The organism is Bradyrhizobium sp. MI1.11 (assembly GCF_055811255.1).
Window position 1 is genome coordinate 93,625 of the sequence record NZ_JBVVPM010000028.1, and the last position, 15,951, is coordinate 109,575.

Annotated in this window: 12 protein-coding genes; 4 read left to right on the forward strand and 8 right to left on the reverse strand. The window is 63.9% G+C overall.

Annotated elements, in window-relative coordinates; all coding sequences use genetic code 11:
* Positions 1-35: 35 nt before the first annotated feature.
* The gene (locus AC0L30_RS25825; RefSeq protein WP_007598997.1) at positions 36-884 is read right to left on the reverse strand and encodes a caspase family protein; all 849 of its coding nucleotides are present in this window, start codon (positions 882-884) and stop codon (positions 36-38) included.
* Positions 885-1,310: 426 nt separating this feature from the next.
* Between AC0L30_RS25825 and AC0L30_RS25830 the strand changes: the two genes are divergently transcribed.
* The 3 genes from AC0L30_RS25830 to AC0L30_RS25840 all read left to right on the forward strand — a co-directional run bounded on the left by AC0L30_RS25830 (position 1,311) and on the right by AC0L30_RS25840 (position 5,286).
* Positions 1,311-3,038, forward strand: coding sequence for a hypothetical protein (locus AC0L30_RS25830; protein ID WP_473405551.1), 1,728 nt, complete (start codon positions 1,311-1,313; stop codon positions 3,036-3,038).
* 212 nt (positions 3,039-3,250) lie between these two features.
* Complete coding sequence (locus AC0L30_RS25835) at positions 3,251-3,991, forward strand: thermonuclease family protein (protein ID WP_219683391.1); 741 nt, start codon at positions 3,251-3,253, stop codon at positions 3,989-3,991.
* 107 nt (positions 3,992-4,098) lie between these two features.
* Positions 4,099-5,286: a pyridoxal-phosphate-dependent aminotransferase family protein gene (locus AC0L30_RS25840; RefSeq protein WP_473405552.1), complete on the forward strand. Its 1,188-nt coding sequence runs from the start codon at positions 4,099-4,101 to the stop codon at positions 5,284-5,286.
* A 108-nt stretch (positions 5,287-5,394) separates the two neighbouring features.
* Here the strand turns inward: AC0L30_RS25840 and AC0L30_RS25845 are convergent, their stop codons facing one another.
* Entirely contained in the window at positions 5,395-6,507 is a 1,113-nt protein-coding gene (locus AC0L30_RS25845) for a hypothetical protein (protein WP_473405553.1), read from the reverse strand.
* Positions 6,507-7,943 carry an MBOAT family O-acyltransferase gene (locus AC0L30_RS25850; RefSeq protein WP_473405554.1) on the reverse strand — a complete coding sequence of 479 codons (1,437 nt, stop codon included), beginning with the start codon at positions 7,941-7,943 and terminating at the stop codon, positions 6,507-6,509. The genes AC0L30_RS25845 and AC0L30_RS25850 overlap by 1 nt, the downstream gene beginning before the upstream one ends.
* A gap of 334 nt (positions 7,944-8,277) precedes the next feature.
* On the opposite strand from AC0L30_RS25850, the gene AC0L30_RS25855 reads away from it, so the two are divergent.
* Positions 8,278-10,383, forward strand: a complete 2,106-nt coding sequence (locus AC0L30_RS25855) for a S9 family peptidase (RefSeq protein ID WP_007598978.1) — start codon at positions 8,278-8,280, stop codon at positions 10,381-10,383.
* A 193-nt stretch (positions 10,384-10,576) separates the two neighbouring features.
* Here AC0L30_RS25855 and AC0L30_RS25860 read toward each other — a convergent pair whose 3' ends face one another.
* Genes AC0L30_RS25860 through AC0L30_RS25880 form a run of 5 tightly spaced genes read right to left on the reverse strand, consistent with a single transcriptional unit; the run spans position 10,577 to position 15,693 of the window.
* Positions 10,577-11,296 carry a ribonuclease activity regulator RraA gene (locus AC0L30_RS25860; protein WP_354127117.1) on the reverse strand — a complete coding sequence of 240 codons (720 nt, stop codon included), beginning with the start codon at positions 11,294-11,296 and terminating at the stop codon, positions 10,577-10,579.
* An 11-nt stretch (positions 11,297-11,307) separates the two neighbouring features.
* Complete coding sequence (araD, locus tag AC0L30_RS25865; protein WP_473405555.1) at positions 11,308-13,047, reverse strand: L-arabinonate dehydratase; 1,740 nt, start codon at positions 13,045-13,047, stop codon at positions 11,308-11,310.
* Positions 13,044-13,901, reverse strand: a complete 858-nt coding sequence (locus tag AC0L30_RS25870; protein WP_354200639.1) for an ABC transporter permease — start codon at positions 13,899-13,901, stop codon at positions 13,044-13,046. The genes araD and AC0L30_RS25870 overlap by 4 nt, the downstream gene beginning before the upstream one ends.
* Before the next feature lie 11 nt (positions 13,902-13,912).
* A complete protein-coding gene (locus AC0L30_RS25875) occupies positions 13,913-14,674 on the reverse strand; it encodes an ABC transporter ATP-binding protein (RefSeq protein WP_473405556.1) in 762 nt (253 codons plus the stop codon).
* Positions 14,674-15,693: an ABC transporter substrate-binding protein gene (locus AC0L30_RS25880; RefSeq protein ID WP_473405557.1), complete on the reverse strand. Its 1,020-nt coding sequence runs from the start codon at positions 15,691-15,693 to the stop codon at positions 14,674-14,676. The genes AC0L30_RS25875 and AC0L30_RS25880 overlap by 1 nt, the downstream gene beginning before the upstream one ends.
* Positions 15,694-15,951: the final 258 nt, after the last annotated feature.

The following is a 15,951-nucleotide window of genomic DNA, read 5'->3' on the forward strand; positions in this document are numbered from 1 at the left end:
TGCGCCTTTGCCCATCCTACAAGACCTAAGAAAAACTAGCCGCCGGCTTCGCCGAAATGGACGTCCTCAAGCAGCGAGGAGGAGACGGACGGGACCTGGTCGCCTTCGCTGGCGCGGGAGATGGCGAGGCGGGTCTTGTTGAAGACGCTCTCGGCGCTGCCCTGCGCATTGAGGTTGTTGAGGAACTCGCTGACAAGCACGCTGTGCTCGCCCTTGCCGTCGTCGACGACCTTGCCGGGCGAAGCCGAGGAGAGGATCAGCGCATTGTCCGTGGCGCTGATCGGCGCGAGGCCGTGGCTGTAGGAGCGGAAGCGGCGCTCATAGGGATTGCGGCGGGAGGCGTCGACCACGACGAGCTTGGCCTTGGCGCCCTGCTCCTTCATCATGTCGAGCACGCCTTCGATGGAGACTCCCTGACGACGGACATCGTTTTCCTTCCAGATCACGGCATCGACCGGCAGCATGTAGCTCTCGCGGCCGGCCTGCACGCCGTAGCCGCCGAAGAACAGCATGACGACGGTGTCGCGCTTGATCCGGGACTTCAGGCGATTGACGGCGCGGACCATGTCGTCCTTGGTCGCGTCTTCCACCATGTCGACGTCAAACCCGTTCTTGCGCAGCGACGAAGACAGCGCGCGGGCGTCGTTGATCGACTGCGTCAGCGGCGCATTGGCGTCGGGGTAGTGCCCATTGCCGATGACGAGGGCGAGACGCGAGGCCTGGCCGATCGAGCCGGTGACCTGGTCGGTCGAAACGGCCTTGGCGGCATCGAGCGCCCGCATGTTGAGGGCAGCATGGGCGCCGATCACGAGCGAGACCGTGCCGATGAGGGCTGCGGCCAGCGCGATCGTGCGTCGGGAAATGTCGAGCTGCGTTACATTCATCTCGCGTCATTCCTGTCACTGCCAAAGACCAGCCAAGCACGCGCACACTGTTTGAGTAGCGCGATAGCGTCTTTGGGTTTGAGGGATTGGCCGGGGGTGTGCCCCCGAATTGCGCGCAATTTGCGGCGCCGCACCAAACAAAGCCTTAACCGGATATCGCCTCCCCCGCAATAGATCGCCGAAAATTTGAGCTAAGTCACTGGAAGTACGCGCTAATTTGCACCGCCAAAAGTGTGATTTTTTTGCGTCCCCGTAGCCTTCCGGAGCCTGATTATGCAGGCTTCGTGCCGGCTTTTTCTGTGACTGTCATCACATTTGTATTTCCTGCGAATCCGGGTAGCTTTTTCAACGACTTGCAGGGGGTGGCACGCGGCTGGGAGCGTGCCGGCCGGCGCCCTCGGCCAAATTCCCGCGACCAGGTATTTCATGAGCTTTCAATATTTTGCCGGCGCCACCTGCCGGGCGCTGACGGCGCGGAAGGACGGCCCCTCGCTTTACGACGTCTGCGATCCCGTATTGTCCGTTGCGGCCAGCGGCGATCCGCATCTGGCCAAGTTCTACAAGACCGCCCTCGGCAATCCCGCATTGCGGGTGCTGCTCCGCCGGGCCGGTCTGCCCGAACTGCGCGATGAAGGCAAACTGGCCCGGCTGCGCCACGCGCTGGTGCGCGCCCGCGACGAGGCCGAGCCCGATTGGGCGGCGGTCGGCCAGCCCGTTGCCGACCTCGTCGACAGCATCGCGCTGGATCATCCCAAGCCGCCGCCGGCCATGTTCACCGGCGCCATGCCGCAACAATCGCAGATCGACGGCGTGATCCGCGACTGCGCGCAGCATCTGCTGGGCTCGTACCGCAAGAATGGCTTTCTGCCGACCTACGCTGCGTTCAACCTGATCGGCGACCCCGATTTCCGCGGCCGCGAGCTGACCATCGCGCTCTCGGGTCTCAACGCGCGCGGCTACAAGAACTCCTCGCTGCTGTTCAACCTCGCCCGTGTCTTCATCGCGCGATCGCCGGCGCGCGCTGTCGTCAATCCGCCCTGGCGAGGGGTTGCCGAACCGATGTGGGAGCCGGTGCAGATCCGCCACCGCTCGGCCTATTACGACGCGTTCTTCATCGAGGCGCTGCTCGGCTATGTCGAGAGCGGTCTCGCCTCGCCTACCGAGATGACGGCGGCGAAGCGCGCGGTTGCCGACATGGTCGATTTCTGCGTCAACATCAGCCGCGAAGAGGTCGAGGGCATCGACGGGGCGCGGTTCAACGTCATCACCGCGCTCGCGCCGGCGCCGCATCCGCGCTTCTCACGCTATTTCGCCCAGATCAAGCAGGACCTCGGTTTCGGCGTCTACGTGCCGGATTGCGACACCACGGCGTGCTCGATCTCCGCGGCGACGCAGGCCGGCTGCACCGATCCGATCCTCGACCAGCCGCTGCTGGATTTCTATGCAGGCTATCAGGTGCGCGCCGGCGTCAACGAGCCGCGCGTGACCGTGCCGATCAACGACAATATCGACTACGAGGGCGGGGTTGCGACCTGGATCGACAACCTCAAGGGCGAGCGTCCCTACGGCAACGATCTCGATCCGACGCTCAATCTCGACATTCTCGAGGTCAGCTTCCGCAACCTCGCGCGCTGGAAAGTATTGGAAACGCCGGCGCGGCTCGCCACCGTGCATCGCATCCTCGGCTTCCAGAAGCGGCTGGCGGCAAGCGGCGCCTTCGCCAATCCGCGCTCGCACATCTATTATTTGCCGGAGCTCTACAGCGCCTATTTCGGCCGCTGCTACGCCGCCTTCCTGGCGCTGCCGCTGGCGGCGCAGGCGATCATCGATCCCGACGGCGATTTCGATTTCATCCGCCACCGCGTGCTGTCTTACGTCAAGGGCGAGCTGATGGCCGCCGAGATGAACGTGTTCGACGCAGCGCTCGCGCTGATCGCGCTCGGCCATCTCGGTGCGGACCCGCGCGCCTTTGCGCCGGCGCTGAACGTGATCGTCGCGAGCCTCGGCGAAGGCGGCCGCCGCGGCCCGTTCCGTGCCTATGAATGGAACAAGATGAAGACGCCGACGCGGATTTTGGTCGGCGGTCCGGAGGTGACGTCGGCGTTCGTGCTGATGGCGCTGGCGGTGGCCAAGCGGGCGATGACGCGGGGATAGGTTTCGTAGGGTGGATTAGCGAAGCGTAACCCACCACTTCTGCCGCCGTGGAGACGAAAGAGGTGGGTTACGCCTTCGGCTAACCCACCCTACAAAACTTCGCTCGATGACGGGAAGTTGAAAGCCCAAGTGCCAGGCATATGCTGGCCGCGCGGACAAAAGCCGACCACAATTGCGAGGTCTATCGCAATTTTCATCACACGCGGACCGGCATGTTGCGAAAATTCCTGATTGCGCTGTCATTGCTCGCCTTGTCCTTGCCCGGCCTGGCGTCGCCGGCTGAGGCCGCCGACCTCACCGGCACCGCAAAGGTTCGCGCCGGCGACGCAGTGATGATCGGCAACACACGGATCAGGCTCGGCGGCATCGACGCGCCCGCGGTCGACCAGCTCTGCCTCAACAACAAGGGCGAGCGCTGGACCTGCGGCATCGCGGCCCGCGACGAGCTCGCCAAATACGCCGACGGCAAGAATTGGGTCTGCCATGCCAGATCAATCGACCGGCGCGGCCGCACCGTGGCGCGTTGCGATGTCGGCGGCGAGGATATCCAGAAATGGCTGGTGCGCGCAGGCTGGGCGCTGGCCTACACCCGCATGTCGCACGACTATGAGGCGGACGAGAAGGCCGCGCGGGAGGCCAAGGCCGGCATGTGGCAGGGCGCCTTCATCGCGCCCTGGGACTGGCGCGTGCGCAACAAGAAGACCACCATCCTCGGCGCCACCAAGCCGCCCGACGGCGCGCATGCGATCCTGCTCGCTTCGGCCTCGGGGCCCGTCGCGCCCTCGCCGGACTGCACCATCAAGGGCAACGTCAACACCGCCGGCGAGTGCATCTATCACCGGCCGACCAGCCGCTGGTATGCGCAGATCAAGATGAAGATCAGCAAGGGCACGCGCTGGTTCTGCTCGGTGGAGGAAGCGGAAGATGCGGGCTGCCGCGAGACTAAGAGATAACCCACGTCAGACCTGCGTTTTCCGGCCTTTTCTTGCACCGCAGCGCGGCGTAAAAGTGTGAATCAGCGACCCACCATCCTGTTCTCAGGCAACAAGGACCAACAGCAATGACCGTTCGCGCGGGCCGGGAATTTCTGGCCATCCCCGGGCCCACCAATATGCCCGACGAGGTGCTGCGGGCGATGCATCGTCCGGCGATCGACATCTACTCCAAGCAGATGACCGATCTGACCGAGAGCCTGCTCAGCGACATCTCGAAACTGTTTGCCACCAAGGGCAAGTCCTACATCTACATCGCCAACGGTCACGGCGCCTGGGAAGCAGCATTGAGCAACGTGCTGTCGCGCGGCGACAAGGTGCTGGTGCTCGAAAGCGGGCGGTTCGCGATCGGCTGGGGCCATGCCGCGGCGCTGATGGGTGCCGAGGTGGAGGTGCTCAAGGGTGACTGGCGCCGCGCGGTGCGGCCGCACGAAGTCGAGGAGCGCCTGCGCCGCGACAAGGAGCACACCATCAAGGCCGTCGTCGTCGTCCAGGTCGACACCGCCTCAGGCGTGCAGAACGACATCGAGGCGATCGGCAAGGCGATCAAGGCGAGCGGCCATCCGGCGCTGTACATGGTCGACACTGTCGCCTCACTCGGCTGCATGCCGTTCGAGATGGACAAATGGGGCATCGACGTCGCGATGTCGGGCTCGCAGAAGGGCCTGATGACGCCGCCCGGCCTCGGCTTCGTCACGGCCAATGCGCGTGCGCTCGAGGTCCACAAGAAGGCCAATATGGCGACGCCCTATTGGAGCTGGAGCGAGCGCGAAGGCAGCGAGCATTACCGCAAATATGCCGGCACCGCGCCGGTTCATCTGCTGTTCGCGCTGCGTCAGGCGATCGACCTCTTGCACGAGGAAGGGCTGGAGAACGCCTTCCGCCGCCACAGCCTGCTCGGCGAAGCCGCGCGCCGCGCGGTCGGCGCATGGTCGGAAGGCCAGGTGCTCGGCTTCAACATCGCCGAAGCCAGCGAACGCTCCAACACCGTGACCACGGTGACCATGAGCAACGGCCACGATCCGGCAATCCTGCAACGCTATTGCAAGGAGAAGTGCGGCGTCGTGCTCGGCACCGGCATCGGCGATCTCTCGGGACAAGCCTTCCGCATCGCCCATATGGGCCACGTCAACGCCCCGATGCTGCTCGGCACGTTGGGGGTGATCGAGGTCGGGCTGAACGCGCTGAAGATCCCGCACGGCAAAGGCGGGCTCGAGGTAGCGGTTGCGTATCTCGGCGAAGAGGTGGCGGCGTAAGCGTCTTTTTTCCTTCTCCCCTTGGGGGAGCAATCTTGTAGCCCGGGTGAGCGAAGCGACACCCGGGATTCTTGCGTGAGTCCCCGCATGTCGCTTCGCTCATGCGGGCTACGGCAGCGGCGGGATCCGATACGCCTCGACCTGCGCCTTCAGTTCCTCCAGCGAGGCAAGCGGCGCCTTCGGATCCACCCGATATTCCCCACGCGCCAGCCACGACAGCACCTTCGCATCGACGATCGGCGAATGGTGGATGACGTCGCCGTAATTGTCGAGGTTATGCGTCACGTCCTTGATCGCCCGGAAATCGTACAGGCGCACATTGGGAAGCTGCGTCAGGCGCTGCGCAATGACGGCGGTGAGGTCGGTGACGATCTTCAGCGTCGGAGGCGAAGCGTCGCGCATCGCGACGAACTGCAGGATCGAATAGGGCGGGAAGTAGATGTCGAAGGTCACGTCCGGATGGCGCGCGATCAGGCCGACGGCGTCGCGTTCGAAATGCGTTATCATGGCATCGTAACGATAGCCTTCACCGAGAAAGCGGCTGCGTACGGGATCGGTGATATAGGCGAAGGCCGCGAGCGTCCTTTTCGCATTATAGGCGCGCGCGACGTCGATATCGCGCGGCAGCGCATAGATGTCGTCGACGTCGGCCAACGCAAACTTGACGGGCAGATAAGGCGCGGCCCGGGTCAGCGGCTGCCGCAGCGGCGGAACCGACCGCAGTAATGCGAACAGGGATTCCTTCGCCATCGCCGCGCTGAACAGATATGACGCGATGCCCTTTGCCGTCCCGCGATAGAGATCGGCAGAGAGATAAGGATCGGTCTCGATGTCGGCCGCATCGACAAAGATGAAATCGTCCATCGCCCAGATCACGCGCCTTGCGCCGCGGTCGATGGCCTGCTCGAGCACAAACCCCTGCTGGCGCGAATTGGACCCGGTCATCGCCAGCTTGAGCGAGTGCACGCCGAGCGCATGGTCGATGTCGCTCTGGCGGAAATGGATCGCGAGCGAGGTGCCCATGAAGGCGGCGTCGAACGGCTGGCTACGGATCAGCCCGGCATTCTGCACGCGCGTGTCATCGGAATAGAACGGCGCGACGAGGCGCGAGGAGCGAAACAGCTGCAGGGGATCGATGACATAGGTGAGCGCAGCCGCGCCCAGCACGCACGCGATGCTCGCGAGGAGAAGACGCCCTGGATGTGTGAACGCGCCTTGCATCAGAACCGGAAATAGATGAATTCGCTGTGGCTCTGGACACCCAAAATCCCGAACGCAAGCACCAGCGACGCACCATAGAGGACCAGCGGCCGCATCCGTCCGACCATCAGGCCGTCGCCGACCCTGCGATTGGCGTGGTCGTACCCCATGATTCCTTGCGTGTTCGGCGCCAGCCACACCAGCGCGGCATAAATTGCGACCATCACCGACGCCGCAATCTCCTCGCGGCCGAACACGATATTCGCCGGGTCGACCATCGCATTCAGAATCCGCATGGCCCAATCGACCCGCTCGGCCCGGAAGAATACCCAGGCGACAACGACGGCGAGAAAGGTCAGCACGGCCCCGGCGACGCGAGCTGGGCGCGCGAGCAATTTCGGAACATTCGGCACCAGCGCGTTGAAGGCGTGATTGATACAGAGATAGGCGCCGTGCAGCGCGCCCCAAATGACAAACGTCCAGGCCGCGCCATGCCAGAGCCCGCCGAGCAGCATCGTGAGCATCAAATTGACGTAGCGCAGCACGCGGCCGCGACGGTTGCCCCCGAGCGGAATGTAGAGATAGTCGCGCAGGAAGTGCGACAGCGTCATGTGCCAGCGTCGCCAGAACTCGACGATGCTGGTGGCCTTGTAGGGCGAGTTGAAATTGACCGGCAGGAAGATGCCGAACATCAGCGATATCCCGATCGCCATGTCCGAATAGCCCGAGAAGTCGAAATAGAGCTGGAAGGTGTAGGCGAGCGAGCCAAGCCAGGCCTGATCAAAACTCGGCGCGCGCGCATCGAAGGCGAGCGCGACCAGCGGCTGGATTCCGTCGGCGAGGCACGTCTTCTTGAACAGGCCGATCGCGAAGATGATGAGGCCGCACAGGATCAGATGCCCATGCGGATGCTTGGTTTCCTCCCGCTCGAATTGCGGAATCATGTCCTTGTGGTGAAGGATTGGCCCCGCGATCAGATGCGGAAAGTATGTCACGAAGAGCGCGTAGTGCGGCAGCGCGTAGGCCGCCACCTGCCCGCGCCAGGCATCGACCAGGAACGCGATCTGGGTGAAGGTGTAGAAGGAGATGCCGACCGGCAGCAGGATGTGGACCGCAAAATGCGTGCCGGCCAGTGCATTGACGTTTTCGGCGACGAAGCCGGCATATTTGAAGATGCCAAGCACGAGGAGATCGCCGGCGACGCCGAGGGCAAGGGCGGCCTTTCGCTGCGACCGAGCAAGCTTCGCTACGATGAGGAGATGGCCTATGCCATAGTTGAAGGCGATCGATATCAGCAACAGGGCTACGAACTGCCAATTGCCGATGGCATAAAAAGTGAGCGAGGCCGCCGCCAACCAGATCACCGGGGCCAGATTGCTGCGCCGCCCGAGCCGGAAATAGCCTGCCAGCGCGGCCGGCAGGAACAGCAGGATGAACGGGTAGGAATTGAACAGCATCAGGCTGGACCGGCGGCGGGGATTAGGAAGCCTAAAGCATAGAAGGGACCGATCAACAACCCGGCGACTTGACGCTATTCTGGCGCAGTCCTTGGCGCAGTGGCGCTGGCAATTCGTGGAATCGGGACGATATAAGGCAGGACGCATCTTCTCCCTCTCCCCGCCTGCGGGGAGAGGGTTGGGGTGAGGGGGAGTCTCCACGAGGACGGTGACAGCGAGACTCGCGGAGAGCCCCCCTCACTCGGATTGCATCTTCGATGCAATCCGACCTCTCCCCGCAAGCGGGGCGCGGTGAAGAAGAAGCCGCGCGCGAACGTGACATGATGAGGATCGAGTGACACAAGCCAAACCACCTTCCCAGCCCCCCGTCGCCCCGCGCCGGCCGCATTCCTTCACGCGGCATGGGATCACCGTGACCGACGACTATGCCTGGCTGAAGGACGAGAAATGGCAGGAGGTGCTGCGCGACCCCGCGGTGCTCGATCCCGACATCCGCAAATATCTGGACGAAGAGAATGTCTACACCGAGAGCCTGCTCGGCCACACCTCATCGCTTCAAAAGACGCTGGTGCGCGAGATGCGGGGGCGGATCAAGGAGGACGATTCCAGCGTGCCGTCGCCGGATGGTCCCTTCGCCTATTTCCGCAAATTCCGCGAAGGCGGCCAGCACGAGCTGTTCGGCCGCATGCCGCGCGATGGCGGCGAGGGCCACATCGTGCTCGACGGCGATGCGCTCGCCAAGGACCACACCTATTTCAAATTCGGCGGCAGCCGGCACTCGAATGACCACAGGCTGCAGGCCTGGAGCGCCGACACCAAAGGCTCGGAATATTTCTCCATCCGCGTGCGCGACTGGGCGACCGGAAAGGACCTCGACGACGTCGTCGAGGAGACCGACGGCGGCGTGGTCTGGAGCAAGGACGCAACGTCGTTCTTCTACGTGAAGCTCGACGACAATCACCGCCCGATGCAGGTGTGGCGGCACAAGCTCGGCACTGGGCAGGCAGACGACACGCTGGTTTACGAAGAGCAGGATTCCGGCTGGTTCACCCATCTGCACGAGAGCACCAGCGGGCGCTTCTGCGTCGTCGCGGGCGGCGACCACGAGACCTCCGAGCAGCGGCTGATCGACCTCGCCCATCCCGACGCACCGCCGCGCCTGGTCGCGGCACGCGAGGAAGGCGTGCAATATTCGCTGGCCGACCGTGGCGACGAACTGTTCATCCTCACCAACGCCGACGACGCGATCGACTTCAAGATCGTCACCGCACCGCTGGCATCACCCGAGCGCAAGAACTGGCGCGATCTGATCCCGTATCGCCCGGGCATCTACATCATCGATCTCGATCTCTATGCCGGCCACATGGTGTGGCTGGAACGCGCCAATGCGTTGCCGTCGATCGTGATCCGCGACCTCGCGACCAAGGAAGAGCACGCCATCGCGTTCGACGAGGCGGCCTATTCGCTGGATACGATGGGCTCCTACGAATTCGAGACGACGAATTTGCGTTTCGCCTATTCGTCGATGACGACGCCGTCGGAAGTCTATGACTACGACATGGTCAAGCGGACGCGTACCCTACGCAAGCGGCAGGAGATTCCGTCCGGCCACAATGCGAGCGACTACGTTACGACGCGCATCATGGCGAAGGCGCATGACGGCGCCGAGGTGCCGGTCTCGATCCTCCATCGCCGCGGGCTCACGCTCGATGGCGCGGCGCCGCTTCTGCTCTACGGCTACGGCTCCTACGGCATGGCCATGCCGGCTTCGTTCAGCGCCAACCGCCTGTCGCTGGTCGATCGCGGCTTCGTCTACGCCATCGCCCATATCCGCGGCGGCGCCGACAAGGGCTGGGGCTGGTATCTCGACGGCAAGCGCGAGAAGAAGACCAATTCGTTCGACGACTTCTCGGCCAGCGCCCGCGCACTGATTGATGCGAAGTACACCAGCGCAAAGCGCATCGTCGGCCACGGCGGTTCGGCCGGTGGCATGCTGATGGGCGCGGTGGCGAACCGCGCCGGCGAATTGTTCGCCGGCATCGTCGCCGAAGTGCCGTTCGTCGACGTGCTCAACACCATGCTTGACGACACGCTGCCGCTGACGCCGCCGGAATGGCCGGAATGGGGCAACCCGATCGAGAGCGAAAAGGATTTCCGCACCATCCTGTCGTATTCGCCCTACGACAATGTCGCGGCGAATGATTATCCCGCGATCCTGGCAATGGGCGGATTGACCGATCCGCGCGTCACGTACTGGGAGCCCGCCAAATGGATCGCGCGCCTGCGCGCGACGATGAGCGGTGGCGGCCCGGTGTTGCTGCGCACCAACATGGGCGCCGGCCACGGCGGCGCCTCGGGACGCTTCAACCGGCTCGATGAAGTCGCGATCGTCTATGCGTTCGCGCTGTGGGCGGCTGGGATGGCGGAGGCCGGGGTGTAGGCGTTCATATGCCTCCCCATCGTCGTCCTGGCGAAAGCCAGGACCCATACCGCGTGATCTATCCGAAGAAGGTCGGTGTCAGTACCGCGCGAAAACACGACAACTCCGAGTCTTCGCCAAATTACTCCCTGGGGTAATGGGTCCTGGCTTTCGCCAGGACGACGACGGAGATTGTGGGACGAGTTGTCGGCCTTTACCTTCCGTTCGCCTTCCGCCATGCGGCGAAGTCGGTCAGCGTCTGCGGGTCCGTCGCCGGATAGAGACCGAAAATGCCGCGGCCCTTGTTGACTTCTTCGGTGACGAAGTCCTCGAACGCGGTCATCTCGAAGGTCTCGTTGGCGATCTCGTCAGCAAGATGCGCGGGAATCACGATCACGCCGTCGCTGTCGCCAAGAATGACGTCGCCGGGAAACACCGGCGCGTCGCCGCACCCGATCGGCACGTTGATTTCGATGGCTTGATGCAGCGTCAGATTGGTCGGTGCGCTCGGGCGGTGGTGGTAGGCGGGGATCCCCAGTTTGGCGATCTCGGCCGAGTCGCGAAAACCGCCATCGGTGACGACACCGGCGACACCGCGCTTCATCAGGCGCGTGACCAGGATCGCACCGGCCGAAGCGGCGCGCGCGTCCTTGCGGCTGTCCATCACCAGCACGCTGCCTGGCGGGCAATCCTCGACCGCCTTGCGCTGCGGATGGGAGCGGTCCTTGAAAACGTCGATGGTGTTGAGATCCTCGCGAGCCGGCATATAGCGCAGCGTGAAGGCTTCACCGACCATGGTCGGCTGGTTGGCGCCGAGCGGGTGCACATCCTGGATCATCTGGATGCGCAGGCCGCGCTTGAACAGCGCTGTGGCGACGGTGGCGGTGGAGACGGATTTGAGCTTGTTGCGGGTGGCTTCGGTAAGTTTCGTCATTTTCACGCTCTCTAGTAAATCGAGGGCTCGCCGATCGGCGCGCCGAAATCGGTCTCGAGGAAGTCGAAGTCGCAGCCGTCATTGGCCTGCTTGATGTGCTTGGTGAACATCCAGCCATAGCCGCGCTCGAAGCGGCGCTCGGGCTGCTTCCAGGCGGCGCGGCGCTTGTCGAGCTCGGCCTCCGACACGTCGAGATTGATGGTGCGGGCGGCGACATCGAGCGTGATGCGGTCGCCGTTCCGCACCAGCGCCAGCGGTCCGCCGACATAGGATTCCGGGGCGACGTGCAGAATGCAGGCGCCATAGCTGGTGCCGCTCATGCGCGCATCGGAGATCCGCACCATGTCGCGCACGCCCTGCTTCACGAGCTTGGTCGGGATCGGCAGCATGCCCCATTCCGGCATGCCCGGCCCGCCCTGCGGCCCCGCATTGCGCAAAATGAGAATGTGGTCCTCGGTGACGTCGAGATCGGGATCGTCGACCGCCTTCTTCATCGCGGGATAGTCGTCGAACACCAGCGCCGGGCCGGTGTGCTTGAGGAAGCGAGGCGCGCAGGCGCTCGGCTTGATGACGCAGCCGTCGGGCGCGAGATTGCCCTTGAGCACGGCGAGCGCGCCTTCCTTGTAGATGGGATTGTCGATCGAGCGGATCACGTCGTCATTGTGGACCTCGGCCTGCGCGATGTTCTCGCCCAGCGTCTGGCCGGTGACCGTGATGCAGTCGAGATGCAGATGCGGCTTGATCTGCCCCATCAGCGCCGGCAGCCCGCCGGCATAGAAGAAGTCCTCCATCAGATAGGTATCACCGCTCGGCCGCACATTGGCGATGACAGGCACCTTGCGGCTCGCAATCTCGAAATCGTCGAGACCGATGTCGAGACCGGCGCGGCGAGCCTGCGCGATCAGATGGATGATCGCATTGGTCGAACAGCCCATCGCCATCGCCACTGCGATCGCGTTCTCGAATGCCTTGCGGGTCTGGATCGCCTTCGGCGTCAGATCTTCCCAGACCATCTCGACGATGCGGCGGCCGCATTCGGAGGCCATGCGGATGTGGTTGGCATCGGCGGCGGGAATCGAGGAGGCACCTGGAAGCGTCATGCCGATCGCCTCGGCAATCGCGGTCATGGTGGAAGCCGTGCCCATCGTCATGCAGGTGCCGTAGCTGCGCGCAATGCCAGCTTCGATGTCGAGCCAGTCCTTCTCGGAGATTTTTCCGGCGCGGCGCTCGTCCCAATATTTCCAGCCGTCCGAGCCCGAGCCGAGCGTCTTGCCCTTCCAATTGCCGCGCAACATCGGACCGGCCGGCAGATAGATCGCCGGGATGTTCATCGAGGTCGCGCCCAGCAGCAGCGCCGGAGTGGTCTTGTCGCAGCCGCCCATCAGCACCACGCCGTCGACGGGATGGCTGCGCAGCAGCTCCTCGGCGTCCATCGCCAGCAGATTGCGATAGAGCATCGTGGTCGGCTTGAGCAGCGATTCCGACAGCGACAGCGCCGGCAGCTCCAGTGGCAGACCGCCGGCCATCAGGATGCCGCGCTTGACGTCATCGACGCGCGACTTGAAATGCATGTGGCAAGGTTGCGCGTCCGACCAGGTGTTGAGGATCGCGATGATCGGGCGGTCCTTCCACTCCTCCGGCGCGTAGCCCATCTGCATGGTGCGGGAGCGATGGCCGAACGAGCGGAGATCGTCGGGTGCGAACCAGCGCGCGCTGCGGAGCTGGTCGGGCGTTAGTTTCTTCTTGGTCATGATTGGGTGCCCCATTTCTGCACGGTGTTCCGCTCGATGGCGCGGAAGATCAGGTTCTCGACAAAAAGCCCGATGATGATCACCGTCAAGAGGCCGGCGAAGACCGCAGGTATGTCGAGCAGGTTGCGGTTTTCGAAGATGAACCAGCCGAGCCCGCCCTGCCCCGACGACACGCCGAACACCAGCTCGGCCGCGATCAGCGTGCGCCAGGCGAAGGCCCAGCCGATCTTGAGGCCGGTGAGGATCGAGCCGAACGCCGCGGGAATCAGTATCTTCGCCACATAGGGCAGCCCGCGCAGGCCGTAATTGCGGCCGACCATGCGCAACGTGTTGGACACGCTCTTGAAGCCGGAATGGGTGTTGAGCGCGACCGGCCACAGCACCGAATGGATCAGCACAAACACCAGACTGCCGTTGCCGAGACCGAACCAGATCAAAGCGAGCGGCAACAGCGCGATCGCCGGCAACGGATTGAACATCGCCGTGACCGTCTCGAGGAAATCGGTGCCGATACGGGTCGAGATCGCGAGCACGGTGAAGATCGCGGCCAGCACAATGCCGGCCGAATAGCCCATGAACAGCACTTTGAGCGAAGCCCAGGCGCGCATCGGGATGGTGCCGTCCTTCACACGCTCGAACATCGTGATGACGGTGTCGTGCAGCGTCGGAAACAACAGGGGATTGTCGAGGGCGAGGCCGTAGGCCTCCCAGATTGCCGCGAGGAACAGGATGATGACGGTCTTGCGGACAAAACCATCGTTCCACAACAGCTCGAGCACGCTCAGCTTGCGCTCGACTTCGGCTGCGCTGGCGACGACCGGCGCCTCACGTAGCAGGATCCTGGCTTCGCCCATGTAAGGCTCCCTCAATGCGCCGTTGCTTCGGAGGCGAACAGGAGATCGTGAATCTCCTTCTCGAGCCGGCCGGCACTGCCGTCGCCGTTGGAGACCTTGTCGACGTCGACCACCTCGGCCTTGACGCGGCCAGGATGCGGCGACAGCAGCAGGACGCGGTTGCCGATGCGGATCGCTTCCGCAATCGAGTGGGTCACGAACAGCACGGTGAATTTGGTCTCGCTCCAGAGCTGGAGCAGCTCGTCCTGGCAGGTTCGCCGCGTCAGCGCGTCGAGCGCGGCGAACGGCTCGTCCATGAGCAGGATGTCCGGCTCCATCGCCATGCCGCGCGCGATCGCGACGCGCTGCTTCATGCCGCCGGACAGCGTGTGCGGATGGGCATCGACGACGCGTGTCAGGCCGACCTTCTCGATATAGGCCCGCGCCCGCGCTTCGGCGTCCTTCCGCGACAATTTTCGCGCGGTCAGCAGCGGAAACATCACGTTGGCCAGCACGCTCTTCCAGGGCAGCAGCTGGTCGAACTCCTGGAAGATCATCATGCGGTCGGCGCCGGGACCGTGGATCTCGCGGTCGTTGATGGTCATGCGGCCTTCGCTCGGTCTCATATAGCCGCCGACGGCCTTGAGCAGGGTCGACTTGCCGCAGCCGGACGGCCCGAGCAGCACGAATCGGTCGGACCTGTCGACTGTGAAGCTCACCCTTTCCGTCGCGGTGACGACGGCGCTGGAGGTCTTGTAGCGCAGCGTCACGGAACTGACGTCGAGCAGCGCCATCAGTTGCCTTTCAGGTCGTGGGCGACGGGGAGATAGTAATCGGTCCAGGCCTTGGGCTGAGTCTTCAGCGTGCCGGTCTTGAACAGATGGGCGGCGAATTTCATCGTGCCCTGCGGCTCGAGATTCCACTCCATCATGCCGGGCTCCTTGAGCAGATCGAGCAGCTCTTCCACCGAGGTCTTGTCGCCGGTGATCTCCTTGTAGATCTCGACCGCCTGTCTGGTGTCGCTGCGGATCAGATCCTGCGCTTCCTTGGTCGCATCGCGCACGGCCTGGACGATTTTCGGATTGGCATCGGCGAACTTCGTGGTGGTGAAGAACTGCGCCTGGCTGAGCGGGCCACCCATCACGTCAGGCGACGACAGCACGACATGTGCGCCCGGCACGTTCTTCAGCTCCAGGAACGAAAAGGGCGGAATCGAGAAGTGGGTGTGCACCTCGTGCTTGGCGTTGGACAGCGCCGCATAGGCGTCGGGATGACCGAGCTGCACCGTGTTGACGTCCAGCTTCGACCATTGGTCGGCACCAAAGGCTTCGGCAGCGGCAATCTGGAGCACGATCGCCTGGGTCGAGACTCTTACGGTCGGCACCGCGATCTTGTCGCCGGGGCCGAAATCCCTAATCGACTTGATGTTGGCGTCACGGCTGATCAGCGTCATCGGCTGTGCCGAGGTCGCGACGATGCCCTTGACGCCGCCACGGGTGCGGTCCCACAGCAGCAGCAGATTGCCGGTGCCGGTGTTGAGGATGTCGACGCCGCCCGCAAGCAGCGCATCGGTCTGCGCACCGCCGCCGGAGAAGGTGACCCATTTGGTGGTGACACCCGCGACCCCGAGCTGGGCTGCGTGCTTCTCGATCAGCTTCTGCTTTTCCATGATGTGGCTCGGCATGTAGAAAATGCCGGGCTGGCGCGACAACGATATCTCGGATTTTTGCTGCGCCTTCGCGGGCGAGGCCGCCAGCGCCGTGGCGGCGATCAGGGCGACGGCCGTGAGGCCACACTGCAATTGCTTGATCATTGTTGTTCGTTTCCTCTGGCCGCCATTGACGAGCGATCTTACTGATGCACTAATGTATTAGTGTATCAAAGGCAAGGCCGGCCGGAGCCCTTCGCATGGAAACAGCCCACCCCGCGCCCCGCGCGGCCGCCCGCCCCGGCGCGCGGCGCGCCCCGGCCCCGCCGGCCGCCCCGCAAGTCATAGAGCGGCTGCGCCACGCCCTTGTTTCGCGCGAACTTCCGCCGGGCGCGCCGCGGTGGCGCCCGGGTCTCGCCGCAC